This window comes from Mycobacterium pinniadriaticum (assembly GCF_026242045.1).
GTDB lineage: Bacteria > Actinomycetota > Actinomycetes > Mycobacteriales > Mycobacteriaceae > Mycobacterium > Mycobacterium pinniadriaticum.
Genome location: NZ_JAPJDO010000021.1, coordinates 15,973 through 31,925, shown reverse-complemented (window position 1 = coordinate 31,925; position 15,953 = coordinate 15,973). Strand labels below are relative to the sequence as shown.

The window sequence follows — 15,953 nt, the reverse complement described above, 5'->3', positions numbered from 1 at the left end:
ATGGCCATTGATGAAACAGCGAGCTTCACCGCAGCCATCCTCAGCGATGGCGATTCCGAACTGGATCGCCTCCGCTCGGACCCCCATATCGAGTTCATCGACCACCGCGCTGCGCTTCTGGACAATCTGCGGGGACTTCACCCGGTGCCCGCCGCCGAACTGCTCGACGAGCCAACCAGGTGGGCGCACTACCCGTGGCGGCGCACAGTCGTCGCCATCCTGGGGCCGAACGGCTTCCGGGCGGTGCGCACCGACCGCAATCGAAACCTCATCACGACCACCGAACAGCAGCGCCTCGCCGGCGTCCGCATCGGCATCGCCGGGCTCAGCGTCGGGCACGTCATCGCGCACACCCTCGCCGCCGAAGGACTCTGCGGCGCACTGCGGCTCGCCGATTTCGACCACCTCGAGCTGTCGAATCTCAATCGGGTTCCAGCCACGATCCTCGACATCGGGATCAACAAGGCCGTGGTGACCGCACGACGAATCGCCGAGCTCGATCCCTACCTGCACGTCGAGGTGATGACAGCGGGTGTGCGCGCGGACTCCCTCGAAGATTTCCTCGACGACATCGACATCGTGGTCGAGGAATGCGATTCACTGGACATGAAGGTCCGAATCCGCGAGGCGGCCCGAGAGCGGCGTCTGCCGGTACTCATGGCCACCAGCGACCGCGGCCTGATCGATGTGGAGCGCTTCGACCTGGAGCCGGATCGTCCGGTCATGCACGGCGTGCTCGGCGGGGTGGACTCCACGCAGCTGTCGGCACTGTCACAACAGGACCGAATTCCGTACATGCTGCGCCACCTCGACGCCGGCCGGTCGTCCGGACGGTTGACCGCATCACTGGTCGAGGTCGGCCACACGCTTTCCACCTGGCCGCAGCTGGCAGGCGAGGTCGCTCTCGGCGCCACCACGGTCGCCGAGGCCGCCCGCCGCATCGGTCTGGGTGAGCCACTACGGTCGGGCCAGGTCCGCATCGACATCGGCCAGGCCCTGGACGAGGTCGCCGAGCCGGCGCTCGGCGATGAGGAACCGGTGGACGCCGCCGACGCCGCTGCGCCGGGCGGCGGGGAACCCGGCGATGCGAAGACCGCCATCGCCCTCGCCGCGGTCCGCGCACCGTCGGGCGGAAACGCTCAGCCGTGGGATATCGACATCCTGGCCGACGCGGTACGAATTCGATTGGCGCCGCAGTACACCTCGATGATGGACGTCGCCTTCCGCGGGAGTGCGGTGGCTGTCGGCGCGGCCGCCTTCAACGCCCGCGTCGCCGCGGCCAAGGCGGGTGTTCTCGGTTCGGTCGAGTGGGCGACGGACGGACCGGCACTCCTCGAGGTGACGTTGCGGTTGGCCCACGGTGAAGACCCGCGCCTCGCCGACCTATACCAGCCGATGCTGCGGAGGGAGACCAACCGTAATCAGGGCAATCCGAAGGCCGTACCCACCCGGACAATCGACGCGCTGCACGCCTGGGCAGCACAGGAGGGTGCCGGGCTGCACCTGCTCACCGAACGAGATGACATCTTCAGGGCTGCAGAAATTCTCGCCTCCACCGACCGGCTCCGCTTCCTCACCCCTCGCCTACATCAGGAAATGATCTCAGAGATGCGCTGGCCCGGAGATCAACCCGCGGACAGCGGCATCGACGTCCGCGGATTGGAACTCGACCCGGGTGACCTGGCAGTGATGGAGATACTGCGGCGCCCCGACGTGATGGAGCTCCTCGCGAATTGGGATGCGGGTGACGCGCTCGGCGACGATGTCGCCCAGCGCGTTCGCGCGACGTCGGCGGTGGCGGTCGTCACCACGAGCGGGGATCAACTCATCGACTATGCCCGCGGCGGGTCCGCGGCCGAAGCGATCTGGATCGTCGCCCAGCAACACGGATTGGCTGTGCACCCTATCTCGCCGGTATTCCTGCATGCCGTACATCGGCATGAACTCTGCGAGATGTCACCATTTTTCGCCAGTCGACTCGTCCAGCTCCAGTCGGAGTTCGCGCAGCTGGCCGGGATGGAGCCCGACGAGTCGCTCGTCCTGGTGCTCAGGCTTGCACACGCCGGCCCGGCATCGACCCGCAGTCGACGGCGCCCCGGCCATCGAGTCGATTGATTCAGGGTGAGCCGGGCCGGCTGGCCTCCAGGGCACGGATCAGGCTGGCCGAATCCCACGGCCCGCGGTGACGAACACCGTTGACGAAGAATGTCGGTGTGGCACTGAGATCCATCAGCTCGGCATCCTGCGTGTCGTCGTCGACGCGGTGCAGCACCCGGGGCGAATGCAGGTCGTCGTCGAATCGGGCAATGTCACAGCCGACTTGATCGGCATACCGGTAGATGTGCTGCCATTCCAGGAAATCCTGGAATTGAAACATGATCGTCCCCATGTCGAAGAACTTGCCCTGCAGAGCGGCCGCCTCACTGGCGCGGGCAGCGTCCAACGCCCGCGGATGCACCCGCTCCAGGGGCAGATGACGCCACACATAACGCAATTGGTCGCCGAAGTGCGCGCGGACCTCGTCGATCGATCCGGTGGCACGGCTACAGAACGGGCATTCGAAGTCACCGTATTCGACCAGGGTGAGCGGCGCGTCGACCGGCCCGCGCAGGTGGTCGCGATCGGGGTCGACGTCTCGAACCAGCCGATGTCCGACCGCCACCGGCGGGCTGAACCAGTCGGTGAGCCGGAAGATCGCCCACCCCGATGCGAACGCGATCAGCGACGCCGCCAGCACACCGACGCGTGCCAGATCGGCCGAACGCGGATCTTTGATGGCCAAGTCCACGATGAACAGGGAGATCGTGAAGCCGATCCCCGACAGCGCCGCGCCGCCGGCGACCCGCCGCAAGGTCAGCCCCGGCGAGAGCCGGCCGAGCCCGATGCGCCGCACAATCCAGGTAGCCCCGGTGATGCCGACCAGCTTGCCGACCACCAGGCCGGCCACCACACCCCAGGTCAGCGGCGAACGGATCGCCGCCATCACGGTGTCGGCATCCAGCCGCACCCCGGCGTTGGCCAGGGCGAACAACGGCAATACGCCGAAGGACACGTACGGCCCGAACCCGGTCACCAACCGCTCGTTGATCGAGATCGAATCGCGCAGGCTGCGGGTGGCGGCACGGGCGTACTGCGAGTTCGGTGATTGGCGAAACGCCCGGATGACCTCGACCGCCGCCTCCACCCGCTGACGTTCGGGAGTGAACACCGGGATCACCAGCGCCACCGCCACCCCGGCGAGCGTGGGGTGCACACCGCCGGCGGACAGCGCCAGCCACAGAGCCACGGCCAGAACGGAGTAGGTCAGCCCGCGCGCCGCCGCGGGCAGGTGGCGCACACCGATCAGGGCGGCCAGCAGCACGACGGCGATCAGTAGCGCAACGACGCGGATCCGGTCCGAGTAGAACAGCGCGATGGCGGCCAGCGCCCCCACGTCGTCGACGACGGCGAGCGTGAGCAGGAAGGTCCGTAGTCGCGCCGGGTACTTGGGTGCGATGATGGCCAACGCTCCTACGAGGAACGCGGTGTCGGTCGAGATGACCACCCCCCACGCGCTGGCATCCTCGCCGGATGGGTTGAACAGCAGGAAGATCACCGCGGGCAGAGTCAGTCCGGCGATCGCGGCGACGACCGGCACTACCGCCCGGGAGCGCTCGGTCAATTCGCCGATGGTGAACTGGGCCTTGACCTCCAGACCCACGATGAAGAAGAAGAACGCCATCAGCGCGTCGTTGACGAGCTCCTTGAGCGTCAGTTCGCCGTGCAGTTCGCCGAAGCTCAATCCGACCGGCGTTTCCCAGAATTCGGAATACGTATGCGCCCAGGGTGAATTCGCCCACAGAATAGCTACGACGGTGAAGGTCAGCAGCAGTGCTGCGGCCGCGTTCTCGCCGAATCGCTTCGCTGTCGGGTCGCGGCCCAGCCGACTGCCTCTCACGCTGTCACCGTATGTGCAGCCTCCATCAACATCCAACCCGACAGCTGCACGGACAGATCACGCTCGGGCGTCTGCGATGAGTTCACCGCACCCTCGACGAACTGCCCTTGCCCGCCGCCCGCGGTGGGGACCTCGGCGGCGCAGTCCCAGGAGGGTCCGAACAACGGCAGACCGTCGAGGCTTTGGCGGTTCTCCCACGCCGCCTCCGCCGAAGCCAGCACGATCGCGCGGGCGGAGTCCCTGGCGGCGGTATCCTTGGCGACCTCGCCGGGAAGGGCGGTGGCCGCGAGCGCGAGGTAGCGGGCCGTGATCCCGGAGAACAGGCCGCCGTCGCCACCGCCCGCCCCTTTCAGAATTCCGCTGGGCGCCATATGATTTCCGATCGCCGCGACCAGCCGACGCACCCGTACCCGATGCCGGTCGTCGCTGGTGCGCACAGCCAACTCGGTCTCCAGCCCCAATACGACGCCCTGGCAATAGGTGTATTGCGCGCGCACCAGCGAACCGGCCTTGATGCCGTCGAAGACCAGGTGGGTTTCGGGATCGATCAATGTTTCGTCGATCCAGTCGGCCATCTGCTGGGCCCGTCGCAACCGGACTCCGCAACGGGTCAGGAATATCCCGGCGGGACCATTGGCCGGCGCGTTGAAGAATTGATCCTGTTTGCGCCAAGGGATTCCGCCCCCGTCCTCAGGCACCCAGGCATCGACGAACTGGTCGTAAAGCGTCTTCAGGGCGCGCGCTCGGGCGATGCCGGTCACTTTCTCGGCGCGCTCCAGGGCCAGTGCAAGCCAGGCCATATCGTCGTAGTAGCTGTTGGTCCAACGGCCCATATTGCGCAGCCGGTGCCCACGCATCTGTTTTCTGATCCCGCCCAGCCGGTCCGGTCGCGGATCGCGCAGCTGCGCGTCGATCAGGCAGTCGAGCAGATGCGCCTGCCACCAGTAGTGCCAGGTGCCGAACAGCCGGTCACGGCGAGTGGGCGGCCAACCGACCGCGCCCAGCTGTGTTCCGGGCAGACCCCACAGTGGGCGCAGGTGTCGCTTCACCACCGCCGCTTCGGCGCTGGCGGCGCGGTTGGCCCACAGCTGATCCATGCGCCAATCCTGCCCTACCAGGCCTGGGATAGGTCGGCCCACTGCCTGATCCAGGCATGCATCGCGATGCCGGCGGCGACGGCGGCGTTGACGCTGCGGGTCGAACCGAATTGTGCGATCGACACGGTGATGGCCGCGCCGAGCCGGGCCGCCTCGGAGATGCCGGGCCCCTCCTGGCCGAACACCATCAGGCAGTCCCGCGGCAAAACGGTGGTTTCCAGCGGCACCGCGCCCGCGATGTTGTCGACGGCGACGACGGTCAGTCCGGTGTCGGCGGCGAAGGCCAGTAACTCGTCGGTGCTGTCATGGTGGGCCAGCCGTTGGTAGCGGTCGGTGACCATCGCCCCGCGCCGGTTCCAGCGCCGGCGTCCGACGATGTGAACGGTGTCGACGGCAAAGGCGTTCGCGGTGCGGACCACCGCGCCGATATTGGCGTCGTTGCCGAAATTCTCGATCGCGACGTGTAGGGCGTGCCGGCGGCGATCGATGTCGGCGATGATCGCCTCCCGCGTCCAATACCGGTACGCGTCGACGACGTTGCGGGCATCGCCGACGCGCAATAGCTCTTCGTCGTAGCGAGGGTCGTCGGGCGGCGTTCCCACCCACGGGCCGACGCCGGGGGCGCCGGTGCTCCACTCGGTGGGGCCGGCGTCAGTCACCGGTGACCCCCACTCGAGCGTGTGAAACCGTGGGATCGCCGGGGGCAGCATCGATATCGATGACGGCAACATCACCGTCACCGCGAAAATCAGCAACCGACACATCCCAGCCCAGCAGGGCCAACGACTCCCCCACGCGGGCCCGAGTTGCCCAATAGCAATATTTGCTGGGGGCATTCACGCAGCCACCAGTCAAGATCATGTCGGCGCCGGCGGCCGCGCTCCCGGTCCGGCGGGCAAATTTCCGTTCTCCGGCAACGCCGGACGCGGCCGGCAACGCCGGTGCGATACAGATCACCCAACGCCCTTTCTGGCCCCTTGGCCATCCCGTGGACGTACCATCCGGCCCACATTCCGCCGGTAATAACGAAGCGGTCTCAGACGATGACGAGTGTAGGGTCTCCCGTTCGGTTAGCCGCCACGCCGCCCTTGACCTGGAATGTTGCGCGCACAAATGTTCACGCAGGGCTCCACGTCGACCGGCGTTCACCGCAAATTTTGGTGGCTACCCCGCGGTAACCAGGGCTTTTCCAACCAACTTCTGGAGTCTTGGCGCCTTTCGGCGAGATACTGATATTTGCAAGTTCGAATAAATAACGCTCGCGCAACCCCGGCGTCCGCTGCGGAAACCCTATCCGCAGGCCGCCCGACAGATGGGAAACGATGAACGCTTCAGTGCTGGACTTCCCTGATCAGAAGGTCTACCACCTGCCGGAGACGATTAGCTGGCACGACACGGACACGGGCTGCACAATCGTGCTCGCGCAACCCGACAGCGAACCCGGGCTATGGCAGGAGTACCTGCAGGGCGCCGTGCGCAGCTACCAGAAGCATGGCGTTGAAGCAGCCTTGGACCTGGACTCGTTCCGTGACGGCCGCGACACCACGCTGTTCTACACCGCACTGGACGACAACGGCCGGATGCTGGGCGGCCTGCGGGCGAAGGGCCCCTATTTCAGCGCCGACGAATCGCACGCGATCGTCGAATGGGAGGGCCAGCCTGGGCAGGACACGGTCCGCAAGATGATCACCGACCGGCTGCCGTTCGGCGTGGTGGAGATGAAATCGGCATGGGTGAGCGACGATCCCGCCCGCAGCGGGGAACTGACCCGGACCTTCGCCCGCACCGCGTTTCCGACCATGACCCTGTTGGGTGCCCAGTTCATTCTGGCCACCGCGGCCGCCCACGTGCTCGACCGCTGGAGCACTTCAGGTGGCGTAGTGGCGACCAAGATCCCGGCGGCCGCCTACCCCAGCGATCGCTACCGCACGAAGATGATGTGGTGGGATCGACGCACTTTCGCCAACCACGCCGAGCCTCGGCAGTTGGCCAAGATCGTCAAGGAGATGAGCATGCTGGCCACCATCTCCGATGAATTCAGTGGCTTCGGCATGCAGTACGGGAGCGGCAGCTAGCACCGGGGGCGCAAACCGATACCATCTCCTAAGCTCTACTAATCACGAGATGGCACGATGACCCCACACTCAGAGACCGGGACTGCTGACAGCCTGGAGAACCTCGTCACGCTGGTCGCCACGCAGCTCATGGCGGCCGACGCGGCGGTCCCCAGCGGTCAGCCAGCACGTCCTCGGCGAGTTGTCGTCCTCGTTCGGCGTGGACGTCAGCTTTCTTCGCTACAACGAGCACAGCATCCACGCGACCAGATTGATCGCGGAGTGGCCACCGCACGATCGCGATCCGGACCCTCTCGAACTCATCTACTTCGCCGACGCCGACCCTGTCTTCGCCGCCGCCGAAACAGCCAAGGAGCCGGTGTTCTTCCGTCCCGAGCCGGTGTCCGAGGACGAGTATCAGCGCCTGGTAGAAGAGGGCACGGGCATGGCCCTGACGTCGATGGCGTCGGTTCCGCTGTTGTCCGGCGACACCACGACGGGGTGCCTGGGGTTCATCAAATTCGGCATCAAAGACTGGTCACCGGAGGAACTGAACGCGCTCAAGGCGATCGCCTCATTGTTCGCCCAGGTGCAGGCTCGCGTGGTCGCCGAGGACCAACTGCGCTACCTCGCCGAGCACGACGACCTGACCGGACTGAATAACCGCCGGGCGCTGCTGGCGCACCTCGACGAACGGTTGCGGGCGGGCCAGCCGGGCCCGGTCTCTGCGCTGTTCCTCGACCTCGATCGACTCAAGGCGATCAACGACTATCTGGGTCACCACGCCGGCGACTGGTTCATCCAGGCGTTCGCCGACCGGCTGCGTGAGGAAGCCGGCGAGGGCGACGTCATCGCCCGTCTGGGCGGTGACGAATTCGTCGTGATCCCGGCCGGACCGATGGACGCCGACTCTGCCCTGGCGCTGGCTCATCGGCTGCAGGCCGTGCTGCGAGATAGGGTGACCATCGGCGGCGAAATCCTCACCCGGACCGTCAGTGCTGGTGTAGCACTGGGGGTTCCGGGCAGGGACACCACATCGGACCTGCTGCGCCGGGCCGATCAGGCGGTACTCAACGCCAAGAACGCCGGCGGCAACAAGATCGCGGTATTCACCGACGAGATGTCCCTGAAGAGCGAGTTCCGCAACGATATCGAGCTGCATCTGCAGAACGTGATCGACGCCGGGACGTTGATCCTGCACTACCTCCCCGAGGTCGACATGCGCACCGGAGAGATCCTGGCGACCGAGGCGCTGGTGCGCTGGCAACACCCCACTCGAGGGCTTTTGCTGCCGGATTCATTCATCAATGTCGCCGAATCGATAAATCTGGCAGGGGAATTGGGCCGCTGGGTGATGCGCGCCGCCTGCGCAGAGTTCAGCGGCTGGCGGGCCAGCGGTGTCGGCAAGGATGCGGTGCTGCGGATCAACGTCTCCCCGGTTCAGCTGGTCACCGACGGGTTCGTCGAATCGGTCGCCGATACGATCGCCGAGTTCAACCTCGACGCCAGATCGGTCTGCCTGGAGATCACCGAAAGTGTTGTGGTGCAGGATATCGAGACCACCAGGATCACCCTGGCTGGTCTCAAGGATGTCGGCGTGCAGGTCGCCATCGACGATTTCGGCACCGGCTACAGCGTGCTGACTCATCTGAAGTCGCTTCCGGTGGACACGCTGAAGATCGACAAGGGGTTCGTCCTCGATCTCGGTACCAACGCGGGGGACTTGGCGATCGTGCGTGCCATCATCGCGCTGGCCGAGGCTTTCAATCTGGAGTTGGTCGCCGAGGGCGTCGAGTCACCGACCGCGGCGATGACTCTGCTCCAGCACGGCTGCCACCGCGCTCAGGGATTCCTGCTGTCCCGCCCGATTCCCGGCGAGGCGATGGCCGAACTACTAGCCAAAAAGACTATCCCGGTGAACTTTTCCGAACCGAACGGAGCCTGAGTCAGGCGGGGTACAGCAGTTCGATGCGACCGAACCGACTGGCCGTTCGGCTCACCTCGACCAGTTGGGCCGCGCCGCCGGGCAACTGGGGCCCGATCGGCCACTCGGCGCTGTCGGGCGCAGGCCCGATCGACAGTGCGACACCCAGAGTCGCCCGCACCAGTCGCGTTCCCCCTCGTGTCGACAACGCTGCACCGGCAACTCGCCCCTCCTCGAACACCAACCGCTGCAGCGCCGCTCCGGGCTCGCCGAGCAGACCGTGGTCGTGGGCCTGGACGCGCAACCATTCGGTCAGTTCCATTCCAGGGCAGTCGGTTTGGGGGTGATAGTCGTCCACCACACCCGCTCGGATCGTCTCGCCGGAGTCGGTGCACATCACTGTCATGTCGTCCGGTATCTGACTGTAGATGACGCCGAACGCTGAGGTGAGGCAGCGTGCCGACCAGTCCCGCAGCCGCGATCCGAAGAACGGCTCGATCGTGGCGCGGCGATCCTTGGCGACAGTGACCGGCCGGGCACGAACGACTGCCAACTCGAGGTCGCGGGCAGTCGCCGGACCCAAGTCGTCGGTCATCGACCGAAGATAGTCAGTGGTATCGGGATCTGTTGTCTCGAAGGCCAATTCCGCAACGGCCACCTCGACGTCGAGGTCCAGCCCGCTGCACCGGATGGCATGGGCCAGCACCCCGGGGCCCGATCCGGCGCAGATCACGTCAACGACGTCGTCCCAGTGGGATTCCGAAGCCTCGACCGGCTCCTTGTCAATGCTCACCGCTACCCGCAGCGTCAGGAGTTCGGCAAGCCGAGATCGGCCAGGCCCAGCACACTGCGGTACGGCACCCCTTCGGCCTCGATCGCCTCGGCCGCACCGGTCGCGCGGTCCACCACCGTGGCGACACCAACAACCGTGGCGCCCGCCTCGCGTACCGCGCGCACCGCTGTCAGCGCCGAGCCACCGGTGGTACTGGTGTCCTCAACCACCAGAACCCGCTTGCCGGCCACGTCGGCGCCTTCGATGAGTCTTTGCATCCCATGGCTTTTCAGTGCTTTGCGGACGACGAAGGCATCGATCGGACGGCCGGGCGCGTGCATGATTGCACCGGCCACCGGGTCGGCCCCCATCGTCAGGCCGCCGACGGCCGCGTAGTCCCAGTCAGCGGTGAGCTCGCGCATCAGCCTGCCGATCAGCGGTGCCGCCCGGTGGTGCAGGGTGGCACGCCTCAGGTCGACGTAATAGTCGGCCTCCTTGCCCGAGGACAAGGTGACACGGCCGAACACCACCGAAAGCTGGCGGACCAGTTCAGCCAGTTCGGCGCGGTCGGCGGCGTTGAGTTCAGGTGCGCCCACGGCTTCGTCCTATTCCATTGTTGACCGCACGGACCACCCCGCGCGGGACCAGCCGACCGACCGTGGTCAGCAGCTTGTACTGCAGGCCGGGAATGCTGATGATCTTGCCCTTGGCCACGTCGGCCAGGCTCTCTGCGACCACGTCATCGACGCCCAGCCACATGATGTTCGGGATCGATGTCATATCGATGCCGGCCCGCTGATGGAATTCGGTGTGGACGAACCCCGGGCAGACCGCGTGGATGCTCACGCCGGTGCCCGCGAGACCGTTGGCCAGCCCCTCGGTGAACGACACCACCCACGCCTTCGACGCCGAATACGTCGACCCGCGACCCGACAGCAGCCCGGCCACGCTGGCGATATTGATCACCGTGCCCGAACCGGCGGCGATCATCGACGGCAACGCCGCGCGGGTGAGTTGCATGACTGAGGTGACGTTGACGTCGAGTTGAGCCTGCAGCTGGGCGGGTTCGGCGGTCCAGAATTCGCCGGAGGTGCCGAATCCGGCGTTGTTGACCAGCACCTGCACTCCGGTGCTCAGCCGATCGGCGACCGTGGTGCGCGCGCCGCGCTCGGTGAGGTCGGCGGGCAACACCTCGACGCCGATGCCGTTGGCCGCTCGCAACTCCGCGGCCAGGTCATCGAGGCGCGCGACATCGCGCGCAACCAAAACCAGGTCGTAGCCGTCTCGCGCGTAGCGGCGGGCGTAGCCGGCGCCCAGGCCGGCGGTGGGCCCGGTGATCAGAGCGACGGGACGAGGCACGCCGAGACCCTACCGGCTCAGCGCTGATAGTTCGGAGCCTGTGTACCAGCCGGGCTGGAACTGCGCGGCTGTTGCGGGCGCAGTGGCGGCGGGACCTCGGCCCGTCCCGGCGGCAATTCGCGACGCCCCGCAGACGCCAGCGGGCGGCCCGGAGATGCGTTGCGTCGGCCGGCGGACTGGGGCAGTGCCGCCTGCTGGATGGGGGGCAGCACCCGCAGCAGATCGTTGAACTGCCGCACGGTGCGCAGCCCCTCGTCCCACTGGGCCCGGGTCGAGGAGATCGGCATGGACACCAGGGTCCAGTTCTGTTCGTTCCACATGATTTCGGCGCAGTCGGGCGCGGTGTGGGCGAAGGTGACCATCCGGCGATCGCACGCCCGGCGGGCAGCATCGAGGTTCGTCGAGTAGACCATCCGCGGACCGATGGCGCCCAGCAGCCAGATGTCACTCTCACGCGGCTCGGCGATGCCCTTCAGGCGCATGTCCATCACGACATTCGTGCCGACCTTGCGGTGCAGGGCGATCACGGTCGCGACATCTTCGAGGTCGAAGATGTACACCGCTTCGCCGCGGATCTGACCGAGCACCACGTTGCGGGCGGTGACATCGCCGACGGTCGACATCACCCCGCGCTTCCAACGCTCGATGATCTCGGCGGACTCGGGTTCGAAATCAAACCCGTGCGACCGCGCCCAGGACTTGCGGCGGCGGCCCAAGCCACGTCGACGGCCGATGTCGACGTACAACAGCACCGCCGCACCCACGAAGCAGAGCGCGGACAGCGTGAACCAGAACGGAACCATTAGACGTAGCGTATCTGCTCACCGGCCGGAAGCGAGAACTCCAGCAGGTCACAAGCACATTACGCGCCGCGTTCTTCCGCAGTTGGCGGGCTAATCCCCGGTTGGGCCGGTCGCTGCGGCGAGTTCGAGGATTTCGGCGCGGTCCACCGACAGCAGGAAACCGGCCCCGAGCGCGAGCGCGAGCAGACGCAGACTCGCACAGTTTCCGCCTGGATCGTGCGATTCTGCGTCTGCTCGGTGGCCAAGCTCAGCCCAGGGTGAGGGATTCCCCGTCGGCGCTGACATTGACCGGCACGACATCGCCGTCGTGCACCTCGCCGGCGAGCAACAGCTTGGCCAGCTGGTCGCCGATGGCCTGCTGCACCAGCCGCCGCAGCGGACGGGCGCCGTAGACCGGGTCGAACCCGCGGTCGGCCAGCCATTGCTTGGCCTCCAGCGACACCTCCAACTCGAGACGACGCTGACTGAGCCGCTTGCCCAATTGCGCCAACTGAATGTCCACGATCTGGACCAGTTCGTCGGGGTTGAGGGCGTCGAAGATCAGCACATCGTCGAGGCGGTTGATGAACTCCGGCTTGAAGGCCGCCCGCACCGCCGCCATCACCTGCTCCTCGGTGCCGCCCGACCCCAGGTTCGAGGTCAGGATGAGGATGGTGTTGCGGAAGTCGACCGTGCGGCCCTGACCGTCGGTCAGCCGGCCCTCGTCGAGCACCTGCAGCAGCACGTCGAACACGTCCGGGTGCGCCTTTTCGACCTCGTCGAACAGCACCACCGTGTACGGGCGTCGCCGCACCGCCTCGGTCAGCTGTCCGCCCTGGTCGTAACCGATGTACCCAGGCGGGGCACCGACCAGGCGGGCCACCGAGTGCTTCTCGCCGTATTCGCTCATGTCGATGCGGACCATGGCCCGCTCGTCGTCGAACAGGAAGTCGGCCAGCGCCTTGGCCAGCTCGGTCTTGCCGACCCCGGTCGGACCGAGGAACAGGAACGAGCCCGTCGGCCGGTTGGGGTCGGCGACCCCGGCCCGGCTGCGCCGGACCGCATCGCTGACGGCCTGGACGGCCTTCTTCTGGCCCACGACGCGGCGGCCCAGCTCCTCCTCCATGCGCAGCAGCTTGGCGGTCTCGCCTTCGAGCAGCCGACCGGCGGGGATACCGGTCCAGGCCGCCACCACGTCCGCGATGTCGTCGGGACCGACCTGTTCCTTGAGCATCACGTTGGCCTGAGCCTCCGCCTGGGGCAGTGCCGCATCGAGCTTCTTCTCCACCTCGGGGATGCGGCCGTAGCGCAGCTCGGCGGCCTTGGCCAGGTCGCCATCCCGTTCAGCCCGGTCGGCCTCACCGCGCAGGACTTCGAGCTGCTCCTTGAACTCACGCACAATGTCGATGGCGTTCTTCTCGTTCTGCCAGCGGGTGGTGAGTTCGGCCAGTTCTTCCTTCTTGTCGGCCAGCTCGGCGCGCAGCTTCTCGAGGCGCTCGCGCGACGCATCGTCAGTTTCCTTGGCGAGTGCCATCTCTTCGATCTCGAGCCGGCGGACCAGTCGCTCGACCTCGTCGACCTCGACGGGCCGCGAGTCGATCTCCATCCGCAGCCGCGACGCGGCCTCGTCGACCAGGTCGATGGCCTTGTCGGGCAGGAACCGGCTGGTGATGTAGCGGTCGGACAACGCGGCCGCCGCGACCAGCGCCGAATCGGTGATCTGCACACCGTGGTGCACCTCGTAGCGGTCCTTGAGGCCGCGCAGGATGCCGACGGTGTCCTCCACCGAGGGTTCGCCGACCAGTACCTGCTGGAAGCGGCGCTCCAGGGCGGCGTCCTTCTCGATGTACTTGCGGTACTCGTCGAGGGTGGTGGCGCCGACCAGCCGCAGTTCGCCGCGGGCCAGCATCGGCTTGATCATGTTGCCGGCGTCCATCGCGCCTTCGCCGGTGGCCCCGGCGCCGACGATGGTGTGCAGTTCGTCGATGAACGTGATGATCTGACCGGCCGAGTTCTTGATGTCGTCGAGGACGGCCTTGAGGCGCTCCTCGAACTCACCGCGGTACTTGGCTCCGGCCACCATCGATCCGAGATCCAGGGAGATCACGGTCTTGTCGCGCAGACTCTCCGGCACGTCGCCGGCCACGATCCGCTGGGCCAGGCCCTCCACGATCGCAGTCTTGCCGACACCGGGCTCGCCGATCAGCACGGGGTTGTTCTTCGTGCGACGGCTCAGCACCTGGATGACGCGACGAATCTCGTTGTCACGCCCGATGACCGGGTCGAGGTTGCCTTCACGGGCGCGAGCGGTCAGGTCGGTGGAGTACTTCTCCAGCGCCTGATAGCTGGCCTCGGGATCCGGGCTGGTCACCCGCGCGCTGCCGCGGACCTTCACGAACGCTTCCCGCAGGGCCTGCGGGGATGCGCCGTGACCGCTGAGCAGCTTGGCCGTGTCGGCATCACCGGTGGCCAATCCGACCATCAGGTGCTCGGTGGAGACGTATTCGTCGTCCATCTCGGTGGCCAGCTGCTGGGCGGCGGTGATGGCCGCCAGCGACTCGCGGGAGAGCTGAGGTTGTGAGGTCGCCCCGCTGCTCGACGGCAGCCGGTCGACCAGCCGTTGCGCTTCGGTGCGGATCGTGGCCGGATCGACCCCGACAGCCTCGAGCAGCGGCGCAGCGATACCGTCGGTCTGCGTGAGCAGCGCCAACAGCAGGTGGGCGGGCCTGATCTCCGGGTTGCCGGCCGCACTGGCAGCCTGCAACGCGGCGGTCAGCGCCGCCTGAGTCTTGGTTGTCGGGTTGAACGAGTCCACGACATCTCCGTTTCGTCTAGAAAAGCTTGTCGAGGTTTACAACGCGGTCAATCTTGAGTCTGTTCCGCTCAAGTTTACGAAATTTTCCGCGCACACCCCAGAGGCTTTTGACACAAAAATGGTTCAGGCCGCCGAGATGCGGGCCTGAACCTCGAAATCCAGGTCGATCGCCTCGGCGACGTAGACATCCTGGCTCATCTGATTGCCCCGCATGGTGACTTCACCGCGCGGGCTGATGTAGGTCAACCCCACGGCCGCCGCCGTCAGATCGGCCACCGTGAGCGATCCCGCCCGCGACACCAGCGCGATCAATAGCGTGATCGCCTCGTAGCAAGACTCTCCGATGCTGTTCAGCGCCGGCGCGGCGGGTCCATAGGTCGTGTAGTAGTGCCCGGCGAAATCCATGCTCGCCGTGGTGTTGAGGGCTTCGAAGTAACCGGCGGCCGCGAACAGCCCGCGATTGCTCTCGCTTCCGCTGGCCATCAGCATGTTCTCTTCGACATGCGGACTCAGCCGCGGCACCGACGCATCGAGGCCTGCGGCGGCGAACTGCCGATTGAACATCACCCCGTCGCCTCCGACGAGCAGCAGGACGACACCGGTGGCCGCGCTCCGCTCGACGTCGCGGATCGCCGCCGAGAAGTCCTCGGTGCCCAGCGGCAAGTAGATCTCACCGACCAGCGGGGCGCCGTGGGTGCGCGCATGTCCGGCGGCAGCCGCACCGGTCTGCCGCGGCCAGATGTAGTCGTTGCCGATCACGATCCAGCGATCGACGCCGTGCTCGTCTTTCATCCAGTCCATCGCCGGCAGCAGCTGTCGGGACGGGGTCTCGCCGGTCAGGAACAAGCCGGGGGTGCGCTCTCCCCCTTCGTAGAGAGGCCCGTACACATACGGCACCCGACCGGCCGTCACCCGCGCGATCGCCTGGCGCACTGGCGAGATGTGCCAGCCGGTGATCGCGTCGATGGTGCCACGCTCGACCAGCCGCGCGACCTCGGCAGCCACGACGGCCGGTGGTCGGCTGCCGTCGACGGGGATCAACCGGACCTGTTTGCCCAGCAGACCGGTGGTGGCGTTGAGGTCGCGGATCGCCAGTTCGGCGCACGCCTCGCAGGACGGCCCGTAGATTCCGGCCGACCCCGACCGTGGGATGACCAGGGCGACATTGAGTGCGGTCGTCCGCTCCACGTCGGCCTCCGTCCACCTGTGCCAC

11 protein-coding genes and 1 pseudogene are annotated in these 15,953 nt (G+C 66.7%); 3 read left to right on the top strand and 9 right to left on the bottom strand.

The genetic code is table 11. From position 1 onward, the window contains the following. Positions 1-2,115, top strand: a complete 2,115-nt coding sequence (locus tag ORI27_RS20900; protein ID WP_407666383.1) for an Rv1355c family protein — start codon at positions 1-3, stop codon at positions 2,113-2,115. A 1-nt stretch (position 2,116) separates the two neighbouring features. On the opposite strand, the gene nhaA is transcribed toward ORI27_RS20900, so the two are convergent. From nhaA to ORI27_RS20885, 3 genes are read right to left on the bottom strand one after another with little or no spacing between them, the layout of a single operon-like run. After that, positions 2,117-3,937 (bottom strand): Na+/H+ antiporter NhaA, encoded by a 1,821-nt coding sequence (gene nhaA, locus ORI27_RS20895; protein ID WP_265998982.1) that lies wholly within the window; start codon positions 3,935-3,937, stop codon positions 2,117-2,119. Then, positions 3,934-5,034 (bottom strand): glycoside hydrolase family 76 protein, encoded by a 1,101-nt coding sequence (locus ORI27_RS20890; RefSeq protein WP_265998983.1) that lies wholly within the window; start codon positions 5,032-5,034, stop codon positions 3,934-3,936. Before ORI27_RS20890 ends, nhaA begins: the two co-directional genes overlap by 4 nt. Positions 5,035-5,048: 14 nt before the next feature. After that, positions 5,049-5,693: a TrmH family RNA methyltransferase gene (locus ORI27_RS20885; protein ID WP_265998984.1), complete on the bottom strand. Its 645-nt coding sequence runs from the start codon at positions 5,691-5,693 to the stop codon at positions 5,049-5,051. 663 nt (positions 5,694-6,356) lie between these two features. On the opposite strand from ORI27_RS20885, the gene ORI27_RS20880 reads away from it, so the two are divergent. Together ORI27_RS20880 and ORI27_RS20875 are read left to right on the top strand one after the other, a co-directional pair. After that, positions 6,357-7,109, top strand: coding sequence for a hypothetical protein (locus tag ORI27_RS20880; RefSeq protein WP_265998985.1), 753 nt, complete (start codon positions 6,357-6,359; stop codon positions 7,107-7,109). 57 nt (positions 7,110-7,166) lie between these two features. Further along, positions 7,167-9,033 (top strand): annotated as a pseudogene (locus ORI27_RS20875) (putative bifunctional diguanylate cyclase/phosphodiesterase). 1 nt (position 9,034) lies between these two features. Here the strand turns inward: ORI27_RS20875 and ORI27_RS20870 are convergent. The 6 genes from ORI27_RS20870 to ORI27_RS20845 all read right to left on the bottom strand — a co-directional run bounded on the left by ORI27_RS20870 (position 9,035) and on the right by ORI27_RS20845 (position 15,928). Further along, the gene (locus ORI27_RS20870) at positions 9,035-9,805 is read right to left on the bottom strand and encodes a hypothetical protein (RefSeq protein WP_265998986.1); all 771 of its coding nucleotides are present in this window, start codon (positions 9,803-9,805) and stop codon (positions 9,035-9,037) included. 14 nt (positions 9,806-9,819) lie between these two features. Further along, a complete protein-coding gene (gene pyrE, locus ORI27_RS20865; RefSeq protein WP_265998987.1) occupies positions 9,820-10,380 on the bottom strand; it encodes an orotate phosphoribosyltransferase in 561 nt (186 codons plus the stop codon). Then, the gene (locus ORI27_RS20860) at positions 10,367-11,143 is read right to left on the bottom strand and encodes an SDR family NAD(P)-dependent oxidoreductase (protein ID WP_265998988.1); all 777 of its coding nucleotides are present in this window, start codon (positions 11,141-11,143) and stop codon (positions 10,367-10,369) included. Before ORI27_RS20860 ends, pyrE begins: the two co-directional genes overlap by 14 nt. A 17-nt stretch (positions 11,144-11,160) precedes the next feature. Continuing rightward, positions 11,161-11,946 (bottom strand): trehalose monomycolate transport factor TtfA, encoded by a 786-nt coding sequence (ttfA, locus tag ORI27_RS20855; protein ID WP_265998989.1) that lies wholly within the window; start codon positions 11,944-11,946, stop codon positions 11,161-11,163. A gap of 247 nt (positions 11,947-12,193) precedes the next feature. Further along, complete coding sequence (gene clpB, locus ORI27_RS20850; RefSeq protein WP_265998990.1) at positions 12,194-14,740, bottom strand: ATP-dependent chaperone ClpB; 2,547 nt, start codon at positions 14,738-14,740, stop codon at positions 12,194-12,196. A gap of 123 nt (positions 14,741-14,863) precedes the next feature. Then, entirely contained in the window at positions 14,864-15,928 is a 1,065-nt protein-coding gene (locus ORI27_RS20845; protein ID WP_265998991.1) for a substrate-binding domain-containing protein, read from the bottom strand. Between the last annotated feature and the right edge of the window lie 25 nt (positions 15,929-15,953).

Coding starts and splice junctions, on each gene's coding strand:
- ttfA (WP_265998989.1), bottom strand. CDS start 11,946: ATGGTTCCGTTCTGGTTCACGCTGTCCGCGCTCTGCTTCGTGGGTGCG.
- ORI27_RS20900 (WP_407666383.1), top strand. CDS start 1: ATGGCCATTGATGAAACAGCGAGCTTCACCGCAGCCATCCTCAGCGAT.
- ORI27_RS20880 (WP_265998985.1), top strand. CDS start 6,357: ATGAACGCTTCAGTGCTGGACTTCCCTGATCAGAAGGTCTACCACCTG.
- ORI27_RS20890 (WP_265998983.1), bottom strand. CDS start 5,034: ATGGATCAGCTGTGGGCCAACCGCGCCGCCAGCGCCGAAGCGGCGGTG.